Raw genomic sequence first — 19,880 nt, forward strand, 5'->3', positions numbered from 1 at the left:
CGGTCATGCAGCTGCTCCAGTCAGGGCATTGCCCTGCGGCGTTGCAAGCTCCATGACCCGCTCTTCTGAAAATTCCTGGGCGTCGATGACGCCTGTCGCCCTGCCCTCGCACATGACAAGAATGCGGTTCGACAGCGAAAGCAGTTCCGGAAGCTCCGAACTTACCATCACGATCGCAACTCCGGATTCGGCCAGTCTCTTGAGTAGGTCGTAAATCTCCTCTTTCGCCCCGACATCGATGCCCCGTGTCGGCTCGTCGAGCAGCACAACCCGCGGTCGCGTCTCCAGCCATTTGCCGAGCACGATCTTCTGCTGGTTGCCGCCGCTGAGTTCATCGATACCTTGGTCTGGTCCCTGACAGCGCACGCGCATGGCCGAGATGATGCGACCCGCAACCGTGTCTTCGCGCGCCTTGCTGATCCAGCCAAGCGGCGCAAGCCAGGGCAGCGACGGGAGCACGGCATTGGAACGGATGTCGGCGTGAAGCAGCAGACCCGTCCCTTTGCGGTCTTCGGTCAGGAAGGCGATGCCGTTGCCGACGGAACGGCGCGGGTTTAGCGACTGCGCCGCCTGCCTGATACCGCCGCGTTCTATTGTACCCGACCGTTTTCCAATGGCAGCGCCGAAAATGAGTTCCAGCACTTCGGTACGGCCCGACCCCAGGAGCCCGCCTATCCCGAGTATCTCGCCCTCGTGAAGATCAAAGCTTACATCATTGACAACGCTGTGAATTCGGCCGCGCGAGTTCGGTCTTTCGAGCCCGAGATTGCGCACCGAAAGTACAATCGGCCGCTCCGATACGGAAGCTGCAGCAAGCTGCTTCTTCACGTCCCGGCCAACCATCATGCGGATAACATCGCGTTCGCTGATCTCGCCCGAGCGGCGGGTTGCGATAAAATTGCCGTCGCGCAGGACCGTGATCTTGTCAGCAAGTGCAAAGACCTCGCTCATCCGGTGCGAAATGTAGACAATGGCGACGCCTTGCCGGGCAAGATCGCGCACGAAACTTGCAAGCCTTTGCGCCTCGGCTTCCGACAGGGCCGACGTTGGTTCGTCGAGCACCAGCACATCGGCGTTCAGCGACAGGGCGCGTGCTATCTCCACCAATTGCTGCTCGCCCACCCGCAGGTTCTCGATATCGGCACGCGGGTCGATATCGATACCGAAGCGCGTCAGGATTTCGGCGCTGCGTCTTTCAATCTCGGCATAGTCGATGAAGAGGCCGGCTTTCAGAGGTTCGCGGCCAAGGAAGATGTTCTCCGAGACGCTTAAGGTGGGGATGAGGTTGAGTTCCTGATGGATGATGGCGATGCCGTTGCGCTCCGCCTCTTTCGGCGTCGCGAAATCGACCGGCTCGCCGCGAACTTCCATGTGTCCGCCGCTGCGCCGATGCACGCCGCTCAAAATCTTGACAAGTGTCGACTTGCCCGCGCCGTTCTCGCCCATGATTGCGTGGATTTCTCCAGCATGGATATCGAGGTCAATGCGGCGCAGGGCCACCACGTGAGCGAAGGTCTTGCTGATCCCGCGCAGCGACACAATTGGAGGCTGGCTGTCCAAATGCTCCTCCCAAAACATTCTTCCCCGTTGGTATGTAACATGTTAGATGTTGGCACGGGAGTCAATTGCTGGAACCACTGGTTTCAGCGAACAATGGGGGGAGTTTCGACCGTGCAGATTCGCTCTGCGAGCAGGGACTTTAAGCAACAGAAGGTCGTCGCCGTCACACGCAAGGACCAGGTCTATACGATATTACGGCAGGCGATCATTTCATCGCAGCTCGCGCCGGGAGAAGCTATCCGCAAGGAAGTGATCGCAGCGCAGCTCGGCGTCTCCCGTACCCCCGTCAGTGATGCGATCAACCGGCTCGCCGATGAAGGACTGGTTGAGATTTATCCGCAGACCGGCACGTTCGTCGCGCGCCTGTGGCTCGAGAAAATCGAAACGGCGCAATTCGTCCGTGTCGCACTCGAAACCGCCGCAATACGCCGGGCAACGGAGCAGCTGACGCCGGAAACGCTTGAGCGGATGCAGCAGAACCTCGAGCAGCAGCGCCACGCCGCGGCCCACCGGGAATTCGAACACTTCTATGAACTCGATGAGGCGTTGCACGACATGGTCAGCGATGCGGCTGGATTGGTGGGCCTGCGCGAGATCGCTTCGCGTGAGCGCAGCCAGATCGACCGGGTGCGACGTCTCCTTCTCCATTACGAAGCGCGGATGGCGGAAACGCTCGTCGAACATGAGGCAATCATTGCCGCGATTGCCGACAGGGATGCCGATCGGGCGGCAAAGACCATGGAGACACATATTTCCCAGATGGGCCGCATGCTGCTGCATCTGCGCGACAAGCGACCGGAATTGTTCAAAAGCTAGAGAAGTCCTGCTCAAACCGGACAGACTCTAGTCGTGCAGCTTGCGGTCGATGGCGGCACCAAGTTCGAAACCACGGAAACGCGCCGTAAATCCTGCCCGCTCCGGCGAACAGGCCATCATCCCGACCGAGGCGTCGGCATCGGAAAACGGGGCAAGGCGGGCCATCTGCCAAGGCGCATCGTTGACGCAGAATTGCACGCGGACCGCTGATCCGTGCCGGGTCAATTGCACCGCAACCTCATCGTCGGGACCTGCATAGGGCAATGGAATGACCGACCAGTCCGACTGGCGATTGGTGACGACGACACTGAAATGCATCTGCCCGTCCGTAAACTCGATGCCTGTCTTGATCCAGTTTTCCGGATCAATCCGCAGCAGTAGCCCGGCCTGATCATAAAGTTCGCGGTAGTCGCCCTTGAACCTGACCCGCGCCGTGAAATCGCCTGCCACCGGCGTCAAGTAGGCATGACCGTCATCGCGCTTGAATCCATAAAAGGTTTCCTGCCAGAAATCGGTCTTCAAATCGGTGGTAAGTTGCAGTTCTGCGGCATCGCCGCGATGCACCGCGGGTTCATTCAGCCAGGTAAATTGCCTGCTCATTCGGCTCTCCGCGCTGGTGATCAGGCGAAGACGTGCGCCTGACCGATCAAACTGATCTGAACATGGCTGCCCACAGGCGGCAAGTCCAGCCGCGCGCTTTTGACCATCAGCGGCGCTGTGTCTTTCCCGAGCGACACCGCGATCAAGCTGGACGGACCGTTGAAATCGATCCGCAAGATGGTCCCCTGGCAAGGGTGCGCGCCGTTGGACAAGGAGAGGACCACCTGTTCCGGACGCAGCATGATCCGGCCCTTGCCGCGATAGGAACTCGATACCTCGACGCGACCGAGCTCGCACTCGGCCCATCCATCATCAATCTCGGCCGGCAGGATGATCGCATCGCCAAAGAACGAGGCGATGCCGGGATCGGACGGCTTCATGTAGAGGTCGCGCGGCGGTCCCGACTGGAGCAACTTCCCTTCGCGCAAGATCGCCACCTGATCGGCAAATGACAGCGCCTCCGCCTGATCATGCGTAACCAGAATGGCCGTGATCTTCTCCGCCCGCAGCAACTCGGCAACGGACACGCGGATGGCCTCGCGCAAGCCGGTGTCGAGCGCCGAAAAAGGTTCGTCAAGCAGCATCAGCTTTGGCTGGCGGGCCAAGGCACGCGCCAGGGCGACACGCTGCTGCTGGCCGCCAGAGAGTTGGTGCGGCCGCCGGTCGCCCATTTCCCGCGCGAGTTCCACCATGTCCATCAGCGCCAATATGCGCCGATCGCGGTGGGGCGCCTTTCGGTCCAGCCCGAAACCGATATTGTCCGCAACCGTCAAATGCGGAAACAGCGCTCCATCCTGCGCGACAATGCCGATGCTGCGCTTGTACGGTGGTGTGGCGGCCCTGCCCTCGGCCAACAACTCTCCATCCAGCACAATCTGGCCCGCATCCGGTACCTCGAAGCCGGCGATCAAGCGCAGCAGCGTTGTCTTGCCCGACCCCGACGGTCCAACGATGGCCGTGCGACTGCCGGCAACGACGTCGATGCTGACATTTTCGAGCGCTGTGACGCGCCCATAGCGTTTGGTGACGGTCTTTACTGAAAGAAAAGTCATTGTCCGGTCATTCGCTTGGATTGTGTGTAGAGCAGCAAAGTCATGGGCAGTGACAACAGAACCATCAACAATGCGTAAGGCGCAGCGGCAACGTAGTCAATCTCACTGGTCAGCGACCAGAATTGCGTGGAGAGCGTGCGTGTCCCGTTGGGCGAGAGCATCAGCGTCGCGGTCAGTTCATTGGTTATGCCCAATGCAACGAGCGCCATGCTGGCGGCAAAACCCGGCGCGGCAAGCCGCATGGTGATCTGTGCCACAGCGTTGATCGGCGTGCGCCCCAGCGCCATCGCCGCCTGTTCGAGTTCGACGGGAACCTGCGCGATGCTGGCGCGCAATCCGACGAGGGATCGCGGCAGGAACAGGAGGGCGTAAGCGAGGAGCAGCGTTGCCACCGTCTGGTAGAGCGGCAGGGCGACGCGGACCGTAATCGTGACCAATGCGAGGGCCACAACCACACCGGGAAGCGATCCCACATAGTAGTGGCACGACTCAAGAACGCGCTGGATACGGCCGGGCGCGCGGACCGAGAGCCATGCCATCGGCAAGGTCACCGCCGTCGTCAGGGCTGCACCCGCGAGTGCGAACAGGATCGTTTGCCCAAGAGCGTTGCCGATAAGGTCGAGACGCCAGACGCCGGCGCCGCCAAGGATAAGCCAGCGGCCAAGCGTCGTGAACGGAACGCCGATTGCGAGGGCTGCGGTCAGCGCGCAAAGCAGCAGTCCCGGCACCGCCATCCAGCCGAGCGTCCGCTTGACGGGGACGCGGGCTGCGCCGGAGCCGACGCGGGCATAGCGCTCGTTGCCGCGAGCGAGGGCTTCAAGGCCAAGCAGGCCGAAGCAGCAGATGACCAGCACGCCGGCCAGCATGTTCGCGGCGGGGCCGTTGAAGGCCGATTGGAACTGGTCGACGATCGCCGTGGTGAATGTATCAAACCGCATCATCACATAGAGGCCGTACTCGGCAAGAAGATGCAGGCCGATCAGCAGCGAACCGCCGCAGATCGCAAGGCGCAATTGCGGCAGCACCGCAAAGAAGAAAACGCGCCACGGACCATTGCCAAGCGAGGCTGCAGCATCCTCGATCGCCGGATCAAGGCGCCTGATCTGCGCCGAAACCGGAAGGTAGAGAAACGGAAAATAGGCGAGAACCGAAACGAGTACGCCGCCGAACAGGCCCTGCAGCCCGGGGATAAGGCTGACCCAGGCATAGCTGTGGACGAAGGCGGGAACGGCGAGCGGCGCAACCGCCAGCCAGGACCAGAAACGGGCGCCGGGAAGGTCCGTCCGCTCGGTAAGCCATGCAAGCGTCACCGACAGAGCGATCGAGATCGGAATGGTGAAGGCGAGCAGCAGAAGCGTATTGATCAACAATTCGCCGACGCGCGGCCTAAAAATCAATGCCGATACGGTTTCCCAACCGGTCTGAAGGGCAATCCAGATGACAAACCCGACCGGTAGCAGCGAAAGCGCCGAAACTGCCGCCGCCGCAGCGAAGACCCACATGCGTGGCAGTCCGCGGCGGCGCACCAGGGGAAATGGAGCTTGCAACAACAACGCGCCTGGCTGGTCTGACTGGCTTGGCGGCAATGGAGACATTGCTTTCTTCGTTATGAGCAGACGCCTGCACGCCCGCACGGAATGAAACAGCACCCCGACATTGTTGCCGGGGTGCCAGGACGACGCCTTATGAACGTGACTGACGCTTAGAGCAAGCCAGCCGCAGTCATCAAATCCGTCACCTTCTTGCTGTTCAGCTTCGAAGGTTCAACCTTGGGCGCCTTCAGGTCTGCCAGCGGAACGAGAGCGGCATTCGATGCCTCATCCTTGCCCACGGCGTATTCGAACGAGTTGCCGTCGCGCAAGACAGCCTGGCCGCCCTTGCCTGTGACCCACTTCAGGAAGGCCTGCGCCTGATCCTTGTTCTTGCTCGATGCGAGAACACCGCCACCAGAAATGCTGACGAACGCGCCGGGATCTTCGTTCTTGAAGAAGTGCAGGGAGACGTTCTTGCTGTTTTCGCCGGTCTTGGCCTGATCGCCGTAGTAATAGTAGTGGTAGATAATCGCGCCATCGACTTCGCCGGCGTTCACACCCTTCATGGCAATGCTGTTGCCCTTATACGGCTTGGCGTTTTCCTTCATCGCCTTGAGCCAGTCTTCCGTGACCTTTTCGCCCTTGAGTTCGAGCAAGGCGCTGACAATGGCCTGAAAATCGGCGCCGGCGGGCGCTGCGCCCCAGCGACCCTTCCAGCTTTCATCGGCAAGATCGACCATCGATTTCGGCAGCTTGTCTTCGGTCAGCTTGTTCTTGTCATAGGCAAAAACGGTGGAACGGGCAGCAACGCCGATCCAATTTCCATTGGCCGGCCGGTAGTTGTCCGGGACCTGCGCGAGGATATCGGCGTTGAGCGGTGCAAAGAGCTTCGAATTGTCGACGAGCGCCATGGCCGGCGAATTCTCGGTCAGGAAAACATCCGCCGGCGAAGCTGCACCTTCCTGTACGATCTGGTTGGCGAACTCCATGTCCTTGCCGTTGCGGATCGTAACCTTGACGCCGGTCTCCTTGGTAAAACCATCGGCCCAAGCCTGGGTAAGGCTCTCGTGCTGAGCATTGTAGACGGTGATCCCGTCCTCGGCGCGCGCCGACGCCATCATGGTCGCGCTTGCGACACCGGCAGCAACGATCAGCGTGCCGGCAAATTGCGAAAATGACTTCTTCATGGAAAATCCCCCTGTCAAAAGCATCCGGACCCCCGGATGTCCGTTCACTCGATAAACAATTATGATAAAACTCGTCAACTTAGACCAGTGACATTTATGTGAGCGAACGACTCATATTTTCAATTCTCATGCGTGTGCAAATATGATTGTCCTCATCGTTTCGGGAGTGGACTGCGTATGTTAGACGGACGCATTGAATTCACGAATGGAAGTCGCAATGCGTCGCTTTTTACCTGACAATTTCACACTGATGCTGGTCGGGGCCGTGATCCTGGCCTCGTTCTTTCCGATCAGCGGCGTAGCGGCAGATTATTTCGGCACCGCGACCAAGATAGCGATCGGCATGCTGTTCTTCCTGCATGGCGCCCGCCTCTCACGCGATGTGGTCATTGCCGGGTTCATGCACTGGAAACTGCACCTGACGATTCTCGCAGCGACCTTCGTCCTCTTTCCGCTGCTTGGTATTTGCGCCGGCATTCTGGTGCCCGCGATACTGCCCCCGGCGCTCTATTCCGGCATTCTTTTCCTGTGCGTGCTACCTTCGACGGTGCAATCGTCGATCGCATTCACCTCGATCGCCGGCGGCAACGTACCGGCGGCCATCTGTTCCGCCTCTGCTTCGAACATTTTCGGCATGTTCCTGACGCCATTTCTGGTCGGGCTGCTCTTTTCGACAGCGGGCGGCCATGGCGGATTTTCGTTCGACGCGCTGCAGTCGATTCTCCTGCAATTGCTCGCGCCCTTTGTTCTCGGGCAGATCCTCCAGCCATTCATCGGCAATTTCATTCGCAGCCAGCGCAAGCTGCTGATGCCGTTCGATCGAGGGTCGATCCTGATGGTGGTCTACCTGGCGTTCAGCGAATCCGTGACCGAGGGCCTGTGGCATACGATTTCGATTCGTGATCTTGCCGTCGTGATCCTGCTCGACATTGCAATCCTTGCCATCGTCCTTGCGGTCACCATGTTCGGTAGCCGCTGGGCCGGATTTTCACGCGAGGACGAGATTGCAATAACCTTCTGCGGCTCGAAGAAGAGCCTTGCCAGCGGCATTCCCATCGCAACGGTCATTTTTGCCGGGCAAAGCATCGGCAGCATAGTCTTGCCGCTGATGCTGTTTCATCAAATCCAGCTGATGGTGTGCGCTGTCATTGCCCAGAAATATGCGGATGTCGGAAAGCGGGCCCGCGCGAAGGAAGCACATCGAGCCGCGCAGACCTGACGGAAAATCCAAGACTATTTGGGCTGGCGCGCCGCGATCGCCTGCATCAGCTTTGCGGCCAGCATGTCGTACTTCTCGTCATAGTGGTGGTCGCCCTGAAGTTCGATTTTCTCGACTGAGGCAAGCGATGGATCGTTGCACGCCGTATCGTCTTCCTCGGAACCGTAAACGCATAGAACCTTGTCCAGCGGCAGCTTGGCGACTGCAGGCGCAACCTCGTTGTCGCCGCCGAGCCCGAGCCATGCGCCGACCGACACCTGAAACGGCGTCGTCTCTTCCGTGCCGATCAGGCCGATCATCCGCACCCGGTCCTGCAATTGCTGGGGCATGGATGGCCACGAGAAGGGTATGGTGTTGGCACCAAATGAATAGCCTAGGAGAACCACCGGCAGCTTGCCGGAAGGATCGGCTTTCGCGACGATCCGGCCGATATCCTTGGCAATGTCCTCGGGCTTGCGCAGCGTCCAGAAATAGCGAAGCGAATCGACGCCAACGACGTGGACACCTTCCTTGGCAATGATGTCGCCGACCGATTTGTCGATATCGCGCCACCCGCCATCGCCTGAGAAGAAGACGGCGAGATATTTAGGATCGCCGTTTGTTGCCGGCACGTCGATGATCGGCAGCGACTCAGCCGAAGCATCTTCCTTGGCGATTTCGACCGCCGCGTCCGCCGCGATTTGCAGCCGCTCGGGACGCGTTGCGCCGAGCTTTTCCTGCGCGAGGAAAAAGCCGGTGCTGGGCGGGCCCTTGGGGTCGGCATCCGGCTTCTCGCGCACGATCGTTGCCGGATTGGGCAGATCGGCATCGTAGGAGTAGCTGAAGCCGTCATTGCCCACGGCCTCATAATCGGCGCCCTCGCAGGACGGAAGCTTGGTCTTGAGCCCGACCGAGGGATCGATAACGACCGCTCCGGCCAGTGTTGCCGCCGGCGTATCGGCCACCGAGGCATAGGCCATCACGCCGCCCTCGCCGATGCCAACGACTACCGGATGCATATAGGTATCGACGGCGATCATGCGCTGCGCCTCCTTGGCAATGCCTTCGAGGTCGGAGACGAAATAAGTGCAATCGCCGGTATCCTGATCGAGTTCCTTGCGCCACTTCTCAAGATCGACGGTCAAGACCAGGAAGTTGCGGTCGAGCAGGAGCTTGCTCAGCGCTTCGTCGTCGGCAGCCAAGCCACCCTTTTGCGAAACGACGATAGCGATACCCGACGGCTTGCCATCCGGCTGTAGCAACGGCACGTCCGTGAGCCGTTCGGACGAAACAAGAATGCGCTTGCCTCCGCCGCCGAACCCGAACCGCGGAAGGTAGTGAAGTGCTGCAGAAAGACCGATACTGACGATCAGCAAAGCAAGAATGACGAGCAGGGTGCGCCTGCGCATGAATTTCATCGTTTAAAGACCTCAAAGGGGCTGCCGCTCACCAGATTCGTCGCATCAATGAGCGAGCGGGGCGTCGCGAGGCCCGGTGGGCAAATCAGGTAATAGGGTGTCCATTTCGGGCCGAACTTATCCTTGAAAGCGCGCAATCCGTCAAACCGATAAAACTCGGCGCCGCGCCGGTAGATGAAGGAGCCGATCCGGTTCCATCGCGAGGCAAGATGGCTGTCGGACAAGCCCGACAATGGCGCCGCGCCGAGATTGAACCAATGATAGCCCTCGTTCTTTGCCGCCATCAGCAGATTGGCAAAAAGCCCGTCCATGACGACGCTGGAGGCATCCGGTACATGGCGCATCAGGTCGACGGCAATTTCTTCCTTGTTGGCGCCGCGCCACATATTGGCGAATGCGACGATCTTGCCCTCCTTGCGCAGGACACCAACGTCGAAATTGGCAAGGTAGGCGTTTTCAAACGAACCAAGCGAGAACCGCTTCTCCGAACCGGATTTCATCTCAAGCCAGGCGTCAGAGACCTCGCGCAGCTCGTCCATGATGTCCGGCGTATTGTCCCTCGCAATGACTTCGAATGTTATGCCCTCTTTTTCGAGGCGGCGCGCCGCGTAACGCAGCGGCTGCCGCTTCGAGCCCTCAAGCGAAAAGTCGGTCAGGTCTACGCGTGCAACTTCACCAAGCTTCAGCGCCGTCAGGCCCATATCGAGGAAAAGTGGCAGCCTTTCAGGACCTACGCCATAGAACACCGTGCGCGATCCCGTTCGGTCGGCAAGACCGCGGAACGCCCAGGCGAGATCCGATATGACGGTTCCGTCGTTGCCCACGGGCTCGCCCATCGAGACGAGGCTGCCGCCAGAGCGGGCATACATGACGAAACCCCTGCCCTGCGGATCCATCAGGAAGCGCTTGTCACCGAGCAGTGCCAGCGCATCTGAGGCACGCGGTGATGTGGCGACGACCTCAGGCACTTGATCGGGAATGGGCTGGGCCTTGAGCTTGCTGCGGCCAACACCATTGATGACCGTGTTGATCGTGACGGCCGCAAGAATGGTGAGGACCAGTACCGTCGCCCGCAAGAACCGGGAGGCCTGGGCATCCCAGGCGAACTCCCACCAGAGTTCGTTGGCATATTCGACATGGTGATAGGCAAAGAATCCGAGCCAGATCACCGCAAAAGCAGTGGTCCCGATGCTTGCGAGCCAGCCCCATGTGAGTGTGAAGCGTTCGTTGAGCGGCCTGCGATAGAAGGAATCGCGGAACAGGAGCAGCGTTCCCGCCATCAAGGTCAATATGAGCGCTTCTTCCCAGGCGAGACTCTTTGTAAGCGCGAAGATGGCGCCTAGGCTGAACAGAATGAGGGCGAGGAACCAGGCGCGCCAGAGCCGCCGCGCAAGGCCGCGAGCAACGATGAGCAGCGCGAGGCCAACGAAGCTCGCGCCAAGATGCGACATTTCGAGAAATGGCATGGGCAGGATGTCTGCCAGCACTTCGAGGCGCGAGTGCAGGCCGGGAATGACCGCAGAAATCAGAAGAACGATGCCGCCAAGAAACGCGATGCCGGCTGAAAGCGGCGGTATCAGCGGCTCGAACATGCGCGCAGCCATCATCGTCGGCGCGGCGAGCAGATGGCGTTTGCGCAAAATCTCCGAAACGACGAAACCGGCGATCGCGATCAGAAAAGGGATAAGCGTATAAATCAGGCGGTAGGCGACGAGCGCGGCGATAGCGTCGGGATTCTGGCCAAGGCCCAGGCCGGCAATAATCGTCGCTTCGAAAGCGCCGATGCCGCCTGGTGCATGGCTGACGATGCCGAGCGCGACTGCGACCACGTATACGAGCGCGAAGGCCGGAATGCTTCCAACCGAGCCCGCCGGCAAGAGAACATAGAGGGTTGCAGCGGCGGCGGCGACATCGACAAGCCCGGCGATGATCTGCAGCAGAGCGCCCTGCGACGACGGGAGGCGCACCGACATGCGGCCGATCCGCAGCGTACGCTCGCGGCGCGACAGCCAATAGAGGAGCACCGCGACGGCAATAAGAATTCCCGTGCCAATTACCTGATCGACGATGGGGCCGAACGAGACCACCCACGGAATGCGTGTCGGGTCGATGACCAATGCAACGGCGATGAGGATCGTAAACGCGAACCAGATCGCCAGCCACGACGTGCCGATGATGCGACCGATATCGGCGATATCGATGCCCTCGGCGGCATAGACCCTGTAGCGCAAGGCTCCGCCGGTCAGAAGCGAGAAGCCGAGTGCGTTGGAAATGGCGTAGCCGGCGCCGCCGGCCATGGCGGAAATGTGATAGGGAACGCGTTTCGGCGCAATCGTCTCAACTGCAACAACGTCGTAAAGTGCAACGGCGGCAAAGCTGACGATCGTGAAAACAAGCGCGACCAGCAGCGTGCTTGTCGGAATGGCATGCAGCGACCGCTTCACGTCATGCAGCGAAATCTCGCTGGAAAAATGGGCGAGGACGAGCAGGCTGACGATGGCCACGCCAATGCCCAGCGCGGCGAACATCGCCGATCTGGCCTTCTTGCCCCACCAGGGAAGGCGAGACTTCGCGCGGGCTTCCAGCCTTTGCATCTGTTTTTCGTGATCTGCGACAGCCGTCGTCATGGGTTATTCCAAAATCAGAATGGATCTGAAGGAAGCGAATTGCACCGTTTCAAGGTTGGCGCATTAGCCCTGCAATAATGGCGGGATTGAGCCCAGAATAAAGGCTAAATAATCTTTCATCTTCCGGTAGCCCGGATGACGATATGCGATCAGTTATTACAGTCTTACTGGGAGATCAATCTTGGATCATGCAGCGTCGAGCAATAGTTGCCGATGGCTCCCCGGCGCACGGACGCGGCCGACGGCCTTTCGCGGCGGGTTGAGACCCATTCCCTTGGCAATGGCGGTTGCTACCGAGTTGCTGTTCTGAAACAGGAAAGAGTAGCGCAGATCCGATTGCCGGATACGGTTCGCTACGTCGATTGCCGCCCGCCAGCGCGCAGCAATCGTCGCGTAGCTGCCCTCCAGCATCATCGTCGCCCGCGAAGTCGGCCGCACGTAAAATTCCGGGAAATAGACGAGATCGCGCTTGGCATAGTCGGTGACGACAGCAGTCAGCGGGCCGCCAATCGCGCAATAGTTGAAACTTCCGTCCGGATTTGCGGCGCCACCGTTGATTTCGAACAACGGACGCCCGGCCTCATCCGTCCAGACCACAAAGTTGTGGCTGGCGATCCCGCCGAATCGCGGAATGGGATAGGAGCCAAAGAGAATGCGGTGTTCCATCAAAATCGGCGCTCTGAGATGCGAAATAGAAGAAGATGGATCTCAAATACCTCATTTATTTTCAAACACAAGGCCGCAACTTTTCACGGAAATGCGAGGGGTTTCCGCTTAGCCGGCACATATTTGCCTAAGCTGCGCCAATAGCGTGGAAATCCCCGCAACGGCCCGCCACATTTCGCAAAAAATTATTTTCGCCGTCGCCATCGATCTCGGAAGAAACAAGTTCGGTTCGTTGGCAAAATTGTGTTGGGTTGCAGGCCGCCCTAGACGACCCGAACCTGGATTTCACCGATTCCATCAACGCCGCCATGCATTTCATCGCCGCGTTGCACAGCGCCGACACCAGACGGCGTGCCGGTAAAGATCAGGTCACCCGGCTGCAGCGTGAATAGTGTCGAGAGGTAAGAAATCGTCTCTGGAACCTTCCAGATCATCTGGTCGAGGTCGCCCCGCTGGCGTTCGGTCCCGTTGACCTTCAACCAGATGGCGCCGGCGACCGGGTGGCCGATCGACGCCGCCGGCACAATCGGCGAGCATGGAGCCGATGCCTCGAACGCCTTGCCGACCTCCCAGGGGCGGCCGAGCTTCTTGGCCTCACCTTGCAAGTCACGCCGCGTCATGTCGAGCCCGACGGCATAGCCGTAGACATGATCCAGCGCATATTCGACGCTGATGTCGGAGCCGCCCTTGGCAAGCGCCACAACGAGCTCCATTTCGAAATGAACATCGTTGGTCGCTGTGGGATACGGAAAATCGCGCCCCTCGGTCAGGAGGCTATCAGGGTTCTTCTGGAAGAAGAATGGCGGCTCGCGGCTCGGGTCATGTCCCATTTCGATGGCGTGGTCGGCATAGTTGCGTCCAACACAATAGATGCGGTGGACAGGGAAAAGCTTGTCCAGACCGGCCACGGGCAATGCCGGTTGCGGAAGCGGGTCAAAAACAAAACGGGCTTCAAACATCTATTCGCCTCTTTCGGGTTTTACCGGTTGCGCCTTCTCACTCAGCGCCATGCGTACTATAGAGTCGAGACGCCCGCCTGATGCAACCCGGCATATGCAGCGGCATAATGCCCTTGGCAAGGATATTGCGCCTCCCATGCATCTTCGATTTGACTCGGCCCCAGCGTTTCATGGCGAGGACAGCGATGAAGAACTGCTTGAGCGGGTGCAGCGCGCCAGCTTCGGCTATTTCTGGGATGGCGCGCATCCCCATAGCGGCCTTGCCCGCGACAGGTCTGGCCGGACGGCCGATCCGAACAATGACCTCGTCTCGATAAGCGGCTCTGGCTTTGCCTTCATGGCGATCATTGTCGCCCTTGAACGCGGCTGGATCAAACGCCGGGATGCGCTTGCCCGTTTCGATGCAATGGTATCGACCCTCGAGCAAGCGACGCGCTACCAGGGCGTCTATCCGCATTTCATCAACGGCCGCGACGGCTCGACGGTCCCCTTCTCGCGCCTTGATGACGGCGGCGATCTCGTCGAAACATCATTGCTGTTTCAGGGGCTTATCTGCGTCCGCCAGTATCTCGCCTCGCAACATGCGGGAAGCTTCAACCTGAGGGCCCGGATCGATCGTCTCTGGCGCGCGGTCAACTGGAGAGCGCACGTAAAGCCCGGAACGAATGCGCTTTACTGGCATCACAGCCCGAAACATGGCTGGGCGCGCAATGTGCCGATCCGCGGTTGGAACGAGGCGCTGATCACGTATGTTCTCGCCGCCGCCTCCCCCGACTACGCGATCGAACCCCGGATTTACCACGAGGGCTTTGCTGGCAACGGCACAATCGCCAACGGGCGCGAGTACTTTGGAGTAACGCTGCCGCTGGGTCCGGACTATGGCGGCCCCCTATTCTTTGCCCATTACTCCTTCTGCGGCCTCGACCCGCGCGGCCTTAAGGATCGCTACGCCGATTACTGGGAGCAGAACTGCAATCACACGCGCATCAACTATCTGCACAGCGTGGAAAAAACCCACTCCAACGATTGCTGGGGGCTGACTGCGAGCCACGCGCCCAAGGGTTACGCCGTCAGTTCACCGGTTTCCGACATGGGTTTGATTGCACCGACAGCGGCCCTGAGCAGCCTTCCCTACACGCCTTACGAGTCGATGCGGGCGCTGCGCCATTTCATGACTTTGCCGCAAGGCCGGATGGCCGGGCGTTTCGGGTTCGTCGATGCTTTTGCACCGGCGCGCAACTGGTATGCCCGCACCTATCTTGCGATCAATCAAGGTCCGATTGTCGCCATGATCGAGAACCACCGCAGCGGGCTGCTTTGGGAACTCTTCATGAGCGCGCCGGAAATCAGGGATGGGCTGCGCAAGCTTGGCTTTGTCAGCCCGCACGTGTCACTGGTGTAGGCCCATTATGGCCCCCTATGCCCTACGAAAGTCGAGGAACGAAAACACGCCTGAGGGATTGTTTTTAGTGGGGCAATTGACAATCTTCCGCTCACCTCGCCGCGCTTCCCGCTGAACAAGGATCAGACATGAAAGTCCATGCCGTTTTCAACCGCGATGGCGGCACCTTTCGCACGATGGACATGGAAGCGTTCGCAGCGACGGCAAAGTCCATCTTCGAAAGCCATGGGCATACGTTCGAAAGCGAGATCATCCCGGGCAAGAAGCTAATCAAAGCGCTTGAACGCGTCTGCGCCGAGCCGGGCGACCATGTGCTCATGGCCGGCGGCGGTGACGGTACGATTTCCGCGGCCGCGGATTTCGCATGGAAGTCGCAAATACCCCTCGCCGTCCTGCCGGCCGGCACGATGAACCTTTTCGCCCGGGCGCTGAAGATCCCGCTCGACCTCAACGCTGCGCTTGAAAGCCTTGCGACCGGATCGATCGAAGCTGTTGATATTTCAACGGCCAATGACGAAAGTTTCGTCCATCAGTTCTCGATCGGCTTCCAGCCTCAGATGATACAGGTTCGCAACACGCTGGAATATCGCTCGCGCTGGGGCAAGCGGCTCGCCAGCACGCGCGCCTTTGCCAAGGCCATGGGCCGTCCGCCCAAATTCCTCGTTCGCATGGTCATCGACGGAACCACCATCGAGCGAACCGTTTCCGCGATTTCCGTCGCCAACAATGCCTATGGCCATGGCGTCCTGCCGGTTCCCGAGGTCGTCAACCGTGGCGAGCTCGGCGTTTATATTGCTGGAAAACTGACGCCGGCCGCCCTTCTCAAGCTGGCTTTCACGGTGCTCACCGGCTCGTGGCGCAGCAACCCGGATGTCGATGAAGTTGTGGCCCGAAAGGTCGAGCTTCACTTCCCGCACCTGCGGCGCGGCGCCAAGGCCACGATCGATGGCGAGCTGATCCCGCTGCCGCGCGACGTCAAGATTGCCGTTCGCGCCGGCGAACTCAAAGTGCTTGCGCCGAAGCTTCCCTGAAATGAAAACAGCGCGGCGATGGCCGCGCTGCTGAGATTATAAAGGAAAGACCGCTTAGCTGCTGGTTTTCTTGTTCTTTTTTGCCGGCGTCGCAGCGGGCGCTGCCGCTGGGGCCGGGTTCGTGGCCTTGCGTGCCGCGGCCTCGTCGGCTGCAGCCTGGTCGGCGCTCTTCGGCATGGTGTCGACGATCGAGCGGACCTTGCCCTTGTCGGTTACCGTGCACATGGCATCGCGGATATCCGCTTTGAGGCGCACCTGACTTACGCCACCGCCCATCGATTCCGCTTCAACGGCCTTAATGTTGCTTTCGGAGAGGAAGTATTTGACTGCCGCCGCCTGGATGCAGGGTTCGGCCAGCGCTGAATCCACCGGCGGGCGAACCGGCGCGAAAGTCGGGATCATCGGAACCAGTGGAGGCTGGCCGGTCGTGGAGCATGCTGCCAGGGGAATAAGAACCGCCAAAGGGGCAATTCGGCTCAGTATTTCAGGCAGGCGCATGGGTCTCTCCGCAAAGTCTCATCGCAGTATTGGATATAGGCCGGAAACTATTCGCTTTTCGCCATTTGTCTAGTGGCACAACTGCCACAATGGGACTTTATTGCCACAACATGAGGAAGCTCAGGGTGCGACCGACAGCATCCAGTTTAACGCACCGCGCCAGTCCGTCATTCGGATAGGTGTGCCGTGGTTGCCGCTTTCAAACCGGGTAAAGCGCACGGGATAGCCTTTGGCGGAAGCCCGGATCTGCTGATAGAAGGCTTCCTGCTTGTCGATGGCAAAGACAGGGTCTCGGCTACCGTGGCCGAAGAAGACCGGTATACGGCGCTTGAACGAAGCGGAGCCGACGAAGTGATCGTCCCAAAGCGATCCGAGGATCAGCAATCCGGAAATATCCTTTGCCGCCTTTGGATCGTCCGCGAGCCGCCAGCATAACATTCCGCCCATCGATCCGCAGGCAACGAACAGTTTCGCTTGCGGCGACTGCGCCTTGAAATGGGCAATCAAGCCAGCAACTTGCGCTGCACCCTTTTCGCCGAAATCGTTGAAATCCGGCGTGAGGTATAGACCGTTGTTCCGGTCCATGAGGTTCTTCAGCCGATTGAAATTGCCGCCGAACGTGAAATCGTTCATCCCCTGCTGCCGATTTCCGCCTTGCCCGTGCAGGTAGATCGTGATGATGGCCGGGCTGTCGAGATTGCCGGCCGCCATGACCTTGACCGACCCGCTGTCGGTCGTGACTACGAGATCCTTTTGCGAGCGTTTCGGCTGCAAGGACACGTAGTTCGGCTTGACCCGCCGTTCCGGCACCGTGTCGCGGCCATTGATATCCCGCAGTTCATTATAATCCACAACCGCATAGTCGCCGCCATCCGCGCTTTTCAGAATACCGGGATAGGCAAAGAGATCGTCCTTGTACGGATCGAGCTGCACGGCGGAAGCGGGCGCGGCGAGGCACAGCAGAGCGAACGCGGCGAAGAGGATGGGTTTCAGCAATGTTAGTCCTAAGGGTTCGGCAGGGCGATCGTGCCGCCGGCGCGATTGAGCATGTCCGGGGTGTCCACATCAATAGCCGCTGCCTCGCCAAGTTCAACATCGATCAGCGGAAAATCGCCCCGCTCGATCAGATGACGAGCACCGACATCACCGGCAAGCGTGAAGACTTCGTCAAATAATTGGCGTGGCAAAAGCACGGGGTTGCCGCGCTTACCGTCAAAGGTCGCACGCACGATCGACTGGCCCCCTGCCTCGCTGAAACGCCTGATCATTGTCTCGACGTGCTCGCTCGAAAGCGCCGGCATGTCGGCGAGCAACATCAGCACTCCGTCCGCCGAAGCGGGCACATGCCGGATTGCGGTTTGCAGCGAGGATGCAAGGCCGCTTGCGTAGTCCTTGTTGAGCGCGATGACAACGTTGAGGCCCTCGAGCGCCGCGCTGCATTGCCCGGCCATATGGCCGAGAACGGCAATGACCGGATGTCCGCCGGCCTTGATCGCAGTCAGGGTCGAGCGCCGGATCAAAGGCATGCCGGCGAAAGTCGCGAGCAGCTTGTTTGAGCCGTTCATGCGTGTCGACTGTCCCGCCGCGAGCACCGCGATCGCCACATCGGCGCGCGACGCGGATGGTCGTGGATCGCGCGGCTGCGGCCGAGATGTTATCTCCATAAGCAAGCCCCCTACGCCCATGCCGATGACATCTTCCTTGGTGACGGGGACATTTGCCATGAGGCGCTCGAGCACCCAGTCGAAGCCATTTTCCTTTGGACTGCGCGCACAGCCCGGCGCACCGATGACCGGCTTGCCGCCGAGTTCGCCAAGCACCAGAAGATTGCCTGGGTCGACCGGCATGCCGACATGATGCACCACGCCCCCGGCCTGCCTGATGGCCGCCGGCACGACGTCGCCGGCATCGACCACCGCCGATGCGCCGAATGCGATGACAACGTCGTTCGATCGATGCAGGTCGCGAATGGCCTCCGCAAGCGCGCTTTCGGAATGGGTGGTCCGCCGCTCGGCCGTCAGTTCACCATGATTTCCGGCTATGCGCGCTTCGATGACGCGGCGGGTCTTGTCGAGTACGCTCGTCTTCACCGACGGCAAGGTCGTCTGGGCCAGGCCGACGCGCGCGCCGGTAAAGGCATGGACGCCAATCGCCACGCGCCCGCGCGCCAGCATTGCGATGCGATCAATGACTTGCGCCGGAACTGCGAATGGGATGATCTTGATCGTCGCAACCATCTGGCCGAGTTCAACGCGCTCGAATGGTTTCAAGGTTGCAATCGTTGCGGCCGGATCAACCGCGTTGACGGCATTGACGAGATCGGCATCGACAGCAAAAAGCCCGGCTTTTTCGGCGTAGCAGTTGACGCGGCCCGTCGTTGCGGTCCCCAGCCGGACATTGAATACTTCAAGCGATTTGGTGATTTGCTCGGCGGCGGCATTCTCTTCGAGATCGCCGCTTTCCAGCCGCGCTGCAATGACGTGCCTGACGCCTGCCGCCCGTAGCCCCGTGATATCCGCGGCTGTAAGCACATGCCCCTTTTTCAGCTTGAGCCCGCCCGCATGGGTCGAATGGGCGAGTATCGCGCCGAACGCACCGTCGAGTGGCATTTCACCGAATATCATACGGTTCGGTCCAATTGCTGCAATGGCTGCAGTTCGCGCGCACGGAATGTCTTGACGACCTCGGCGATAATCGCGACGGCGATCTCCGCGGGACTGGAGGCCCCGATATCAAGTCCTATTGGCGCGCTGATCCGGCTGATCTGTTCGTCAGCAAGCCCCAGCAGCTTGAGCCGCTCCACCCGCTTTGCATGTGTTTTGCGGCTGCCGAGCGCGCCGACGTAAAAACAGCCGGACGTCAACGCCGCCGCGAGCGCCGGATCGTCGATCTTCGGGTCATGGGTCACTGCGGCCACGCCCGTGTAGGGGTCGAGCGGGCGGGCTACCAGCACGTCTTGCGGCCATTCGGCGTGAAGCACGACATCCGGAAAGCGCTCCTGTGTCGCAAAGGCCGTGCGCGGATCGATGATTTCCATGTCATAGCCGGCAACCTTCGCCATGGGCGCCAATGCCTGGCTGATGTGGACCGCTCCGATAACAACGAGGCGTGGCGGCGGCAGATGCACATTCAGAAAAAAGGACCGGCCATCCACATCGGCAATTCCGGACCGGCCCGACAGGAATGCAGTTCGAACCGCGTGGCCCAGCGCACCGGCGACAGGATCGCCCTGACGGATCACCCGGTCCCGGCCATCCCCAATATCAGTCAAGAGGATCGCGGCCCGTCGTGCGCGGCGCTCTTCGTTGAGTTTCTTGAGGCAAAAGGGATCCAC

General features: G+C 60.1%; 17 protein-coding genes. 4 read left to right on the top strand and 13 right to left on the bottom strand.

Going from position 1 to position 19,880, the window contains the following annotated elements:
* Positions 1-3: 3 nt before the first annotated feature.
* On the bottom strand, positions 4-1,560 hold the full coding sequence (locus tag AC1DNI_RS18085; protein WP_477692836.1) for a sugar ABC transporter ATP-binding protein: 1,557 nt from the start codon (positions 1,558-1,560) through the stop codon (positions 4-6).
* Positions 1,561-1,671: 111 nt separating this feature from the next.
* Between AC1DNI_RS18085 and AC1DNI_RS18090 the strand changes: the two genes are divergently transcribed.
* The gene (locus tag AC1DNI_RS18090) at positions 1,672-2,376 is read left to right on the top strand and encodes a GntR family transcriptional regulator (protein WP_175498983.1); all 705 of its coding nucleotides are present in this window, start codon (positions 1,672-1,674) and stop codon (positions 2,374-2,376) included.
* Positions 2,377-2,403: 27 nt separating this feature from the next.
* Here the strand turns inward: AC1DNI_RS18090 and AC1DNI_RS18095 are convergent, their stop codons facing one another.
* The 4 genes from AC1DNI_RS18095 to AC1DNI_RS18110 form a co-directional block, all read right to left on the bottom strand.
* On the bottom strand, positions 2,404-2,976 hold the full coding sequence (locus AC1DNI_RS18095) for a DUF1349 domain-containing protein (RefSeq protein ID WP_477692837.1): 573 nt from the start codon (positions 2,974-2,976) through the stop codon (positions 2,404-2,406).
* A 20-nt stretch (positions 2,977-2,996) separates the two neighbouring features.
* Positions 2,997-4,028 carry an ABC transporter ATP-binding protein gene (locus AC1DNI_RS18100; protein ID WP_477692838.1) on the bottom strand — a complete coding sequence of 344 codons (1,032 nt, stop codon included), beginning with the start codon at positions 4,026-4,028 and terminating at the stop codon, positions 2,997-2,999.
* Positions 4,025-5,530, bottom strand: a complete 1,506-nt coding sequence (locus AC1DNI_RS18105) for an ABC transporter permease (RefSeq protein WP_477692839.1) — start codon at positions 5,528-5,530, stop codon at positions 4,025-4,027. Before AC1DNI_RS18105 ends, AC1DNI_RS18100 begins: the two co-directional genes overlap by 4 nt.
* Positions 5,531-5,730: 200 nt before the next feature.
* Positions 5,731-6,747, bottom strand: a complete 1,017-nt coding sequence (locus AC1DNI_RS18110) for an iron ABC transporter substrate-binding protein (RefSeq protein ID WP_477692840.1) — start codon at positions 6,745-6,747, stop codon at positions 5,731-5,733.
* A 217-nt stretch (positions 6,748-6,964) separates the two neighbouring features.
* On the opposite strand from AC1DNI_RS18110, the gene AC1DNI_RS18115 reads away from it, so the two are divergent.
* A complete protein-coding gene (locus tag AC1DNI_RS18115) occupies positions 6,965-7,966 on the top strand; it encodes a bile acid:sodium symporter family protein (protein WP_477692841.1) in 1,002 nt (333 codons plus the stop codon).
* A 14-nt stretch (positions 7,967-7,980) separates the two neighbouring features.
* On the opposite strand, the gene AC1DNI_RS18120 is transcribed toward AC1DNI_RS18115, so the two are convergent.
* The 4 genes from AC1DNI_RS18120 to AC1DNI_RS18135 form a co-directional block, all read right to left on the bottom strand.
* The gene (locus tag AC1DNI_RS18120; RefSeq protein WP_477692842.1) at positions 7,981-9,354 is read right to left on the bottom strand and encodes a virulence factor family protein; all 1,374 of its coding nucleotides are present in this window, start codon (positions 9,352-9,354) and stop codon (positions 7,981-7,983) included.
* Positions 9,355-9,359: 5 nt separating this feature from the next.
* On the bottom strand, positions 9,360-11,990 hold the full coding sequence (gene mprF / locus AC1DNI_RS18125; protein ID WP_477692843.1) for a bifunctional lysylphosphatidylglycerol flippase/synthetase MprF: 2,631 nt from the start codon (positions 11,988-11,990) through the stop codon (positions 9,360-9,362).
* A 186-nt stretch (positions 11,991-12,176) separates the two neighbouring features.
* On the bottom strand, positions 12,177-12,656 hold the full coding sequence (locus AC1DNI_RS18130; RefSeq protein ID WP_477692844.1) for a hypothetical protein: 480 nt from the start codon (positions 12,654-12,656) through the stop codon (positions 12,177-12,179).
* A gap of 263 nt (positions 12,657-12,919) precedes the next feature.
* Complete coding sequence (locus tag AC1DNI_RS18135) at positions 12,920-13,615, bottom strand: fumarylacetoacetate hydrolase family protein (protein ID WP_477692845.1); 696 nt, start codon at positions 13,613-13,615, stop codon at positions 12,920-12,922.
* A gap of 136 nt (positions 13,616-13,751) precedes the next feature.
* Here AC1DNI_RS18135 and AC1DNI_RS18140 point away from each other — a divergent pair, with 136 nt between their 5' ends.
* Both AC1DNI_RS18140 and AC1DNI_RS18145 read left to right on the top strand, forming a co-directional pair.
* Positions 13,752-15,017, top strand: a complete 1,266-nt coding sequence (locus AC1DNI_RS18140; RefSeq protein ID WP_477692846.1) for a glucoamylase family protein — start codon at positions 13,752-13,754, stop codon at positions 15,015-15,017.
* Between the two features lie 128 nt (positions 15,018-15,145).
* A complete protein-coding gene (locus tag AC1DNI_RS18145; RefSeq protein ID WP_477692847.1) occupies positions 15,146-16,048 on the top strand; it encodes a diacylglycerol/lipid kinase family protein in 903 nt (300 codons plus the stop codon).
* Between the two features lie 54 nt (positions 16,049-16,102).
* On the opposite strand, the gene AC1DNI_RS18150 is transcribed toward AC1DNI_RS18145, so the two are convergent.
* From AC1DNI_RS18150 to AC1DNI_RS18165, 4 genes are all read right to left on the bottom strand, one after another.
* The gene (locus tag AC1DNI_RS18150; RefSeq protein ID WP_036814356.1) at positions 16,103-16,546 is read right to left on the bottom strand and encodes a hypothetical protein; all 444 of its coding nucleotides are present in this window, start codon (positions 16,544-16,546) and stop codon (positions 16,103-16,105) included.
* A 120-nt stretch (positions 16,547-16,666) separates the two neighbouring features.
* Complete coding sequence (locus tag AC1DNI_RS18155) at positions 16,667-17,542, bottom strand: alpha/beta hydrolase (protein WP_477692848.1); 876 nt, start codon at positions 17,540-17,542, stop codon at positions 16,667-16,669.
* Positions 17,543-17,550: 8 nt separating this feature from the next.
* Positions 17,551-19,170, bottom strand: coding sequence for an NTP transferase domain-containing protein (locus AC1DNI_RS18160; RefSeq protein ID WP_477692849.1), 1,620 nt, complete (start codon positions 19,168-19,170; stop codon positions 17,551-17,553).
* Entirely contained in the window at positions 19,167-19,880 is a 714-nt protein-coding gene (locus AC1DNI_RS18165; protein WP_477692850.1) for an XdhC family protein, read from the bottom strand. Before AC1DNI_RS18165 ends, AC1DNI_RS18160 begins: the two co-directional genes overlap by 4 nt.

Source organism: Phyllobacterium sp. 01N428 (assembly GCF_056399405.1).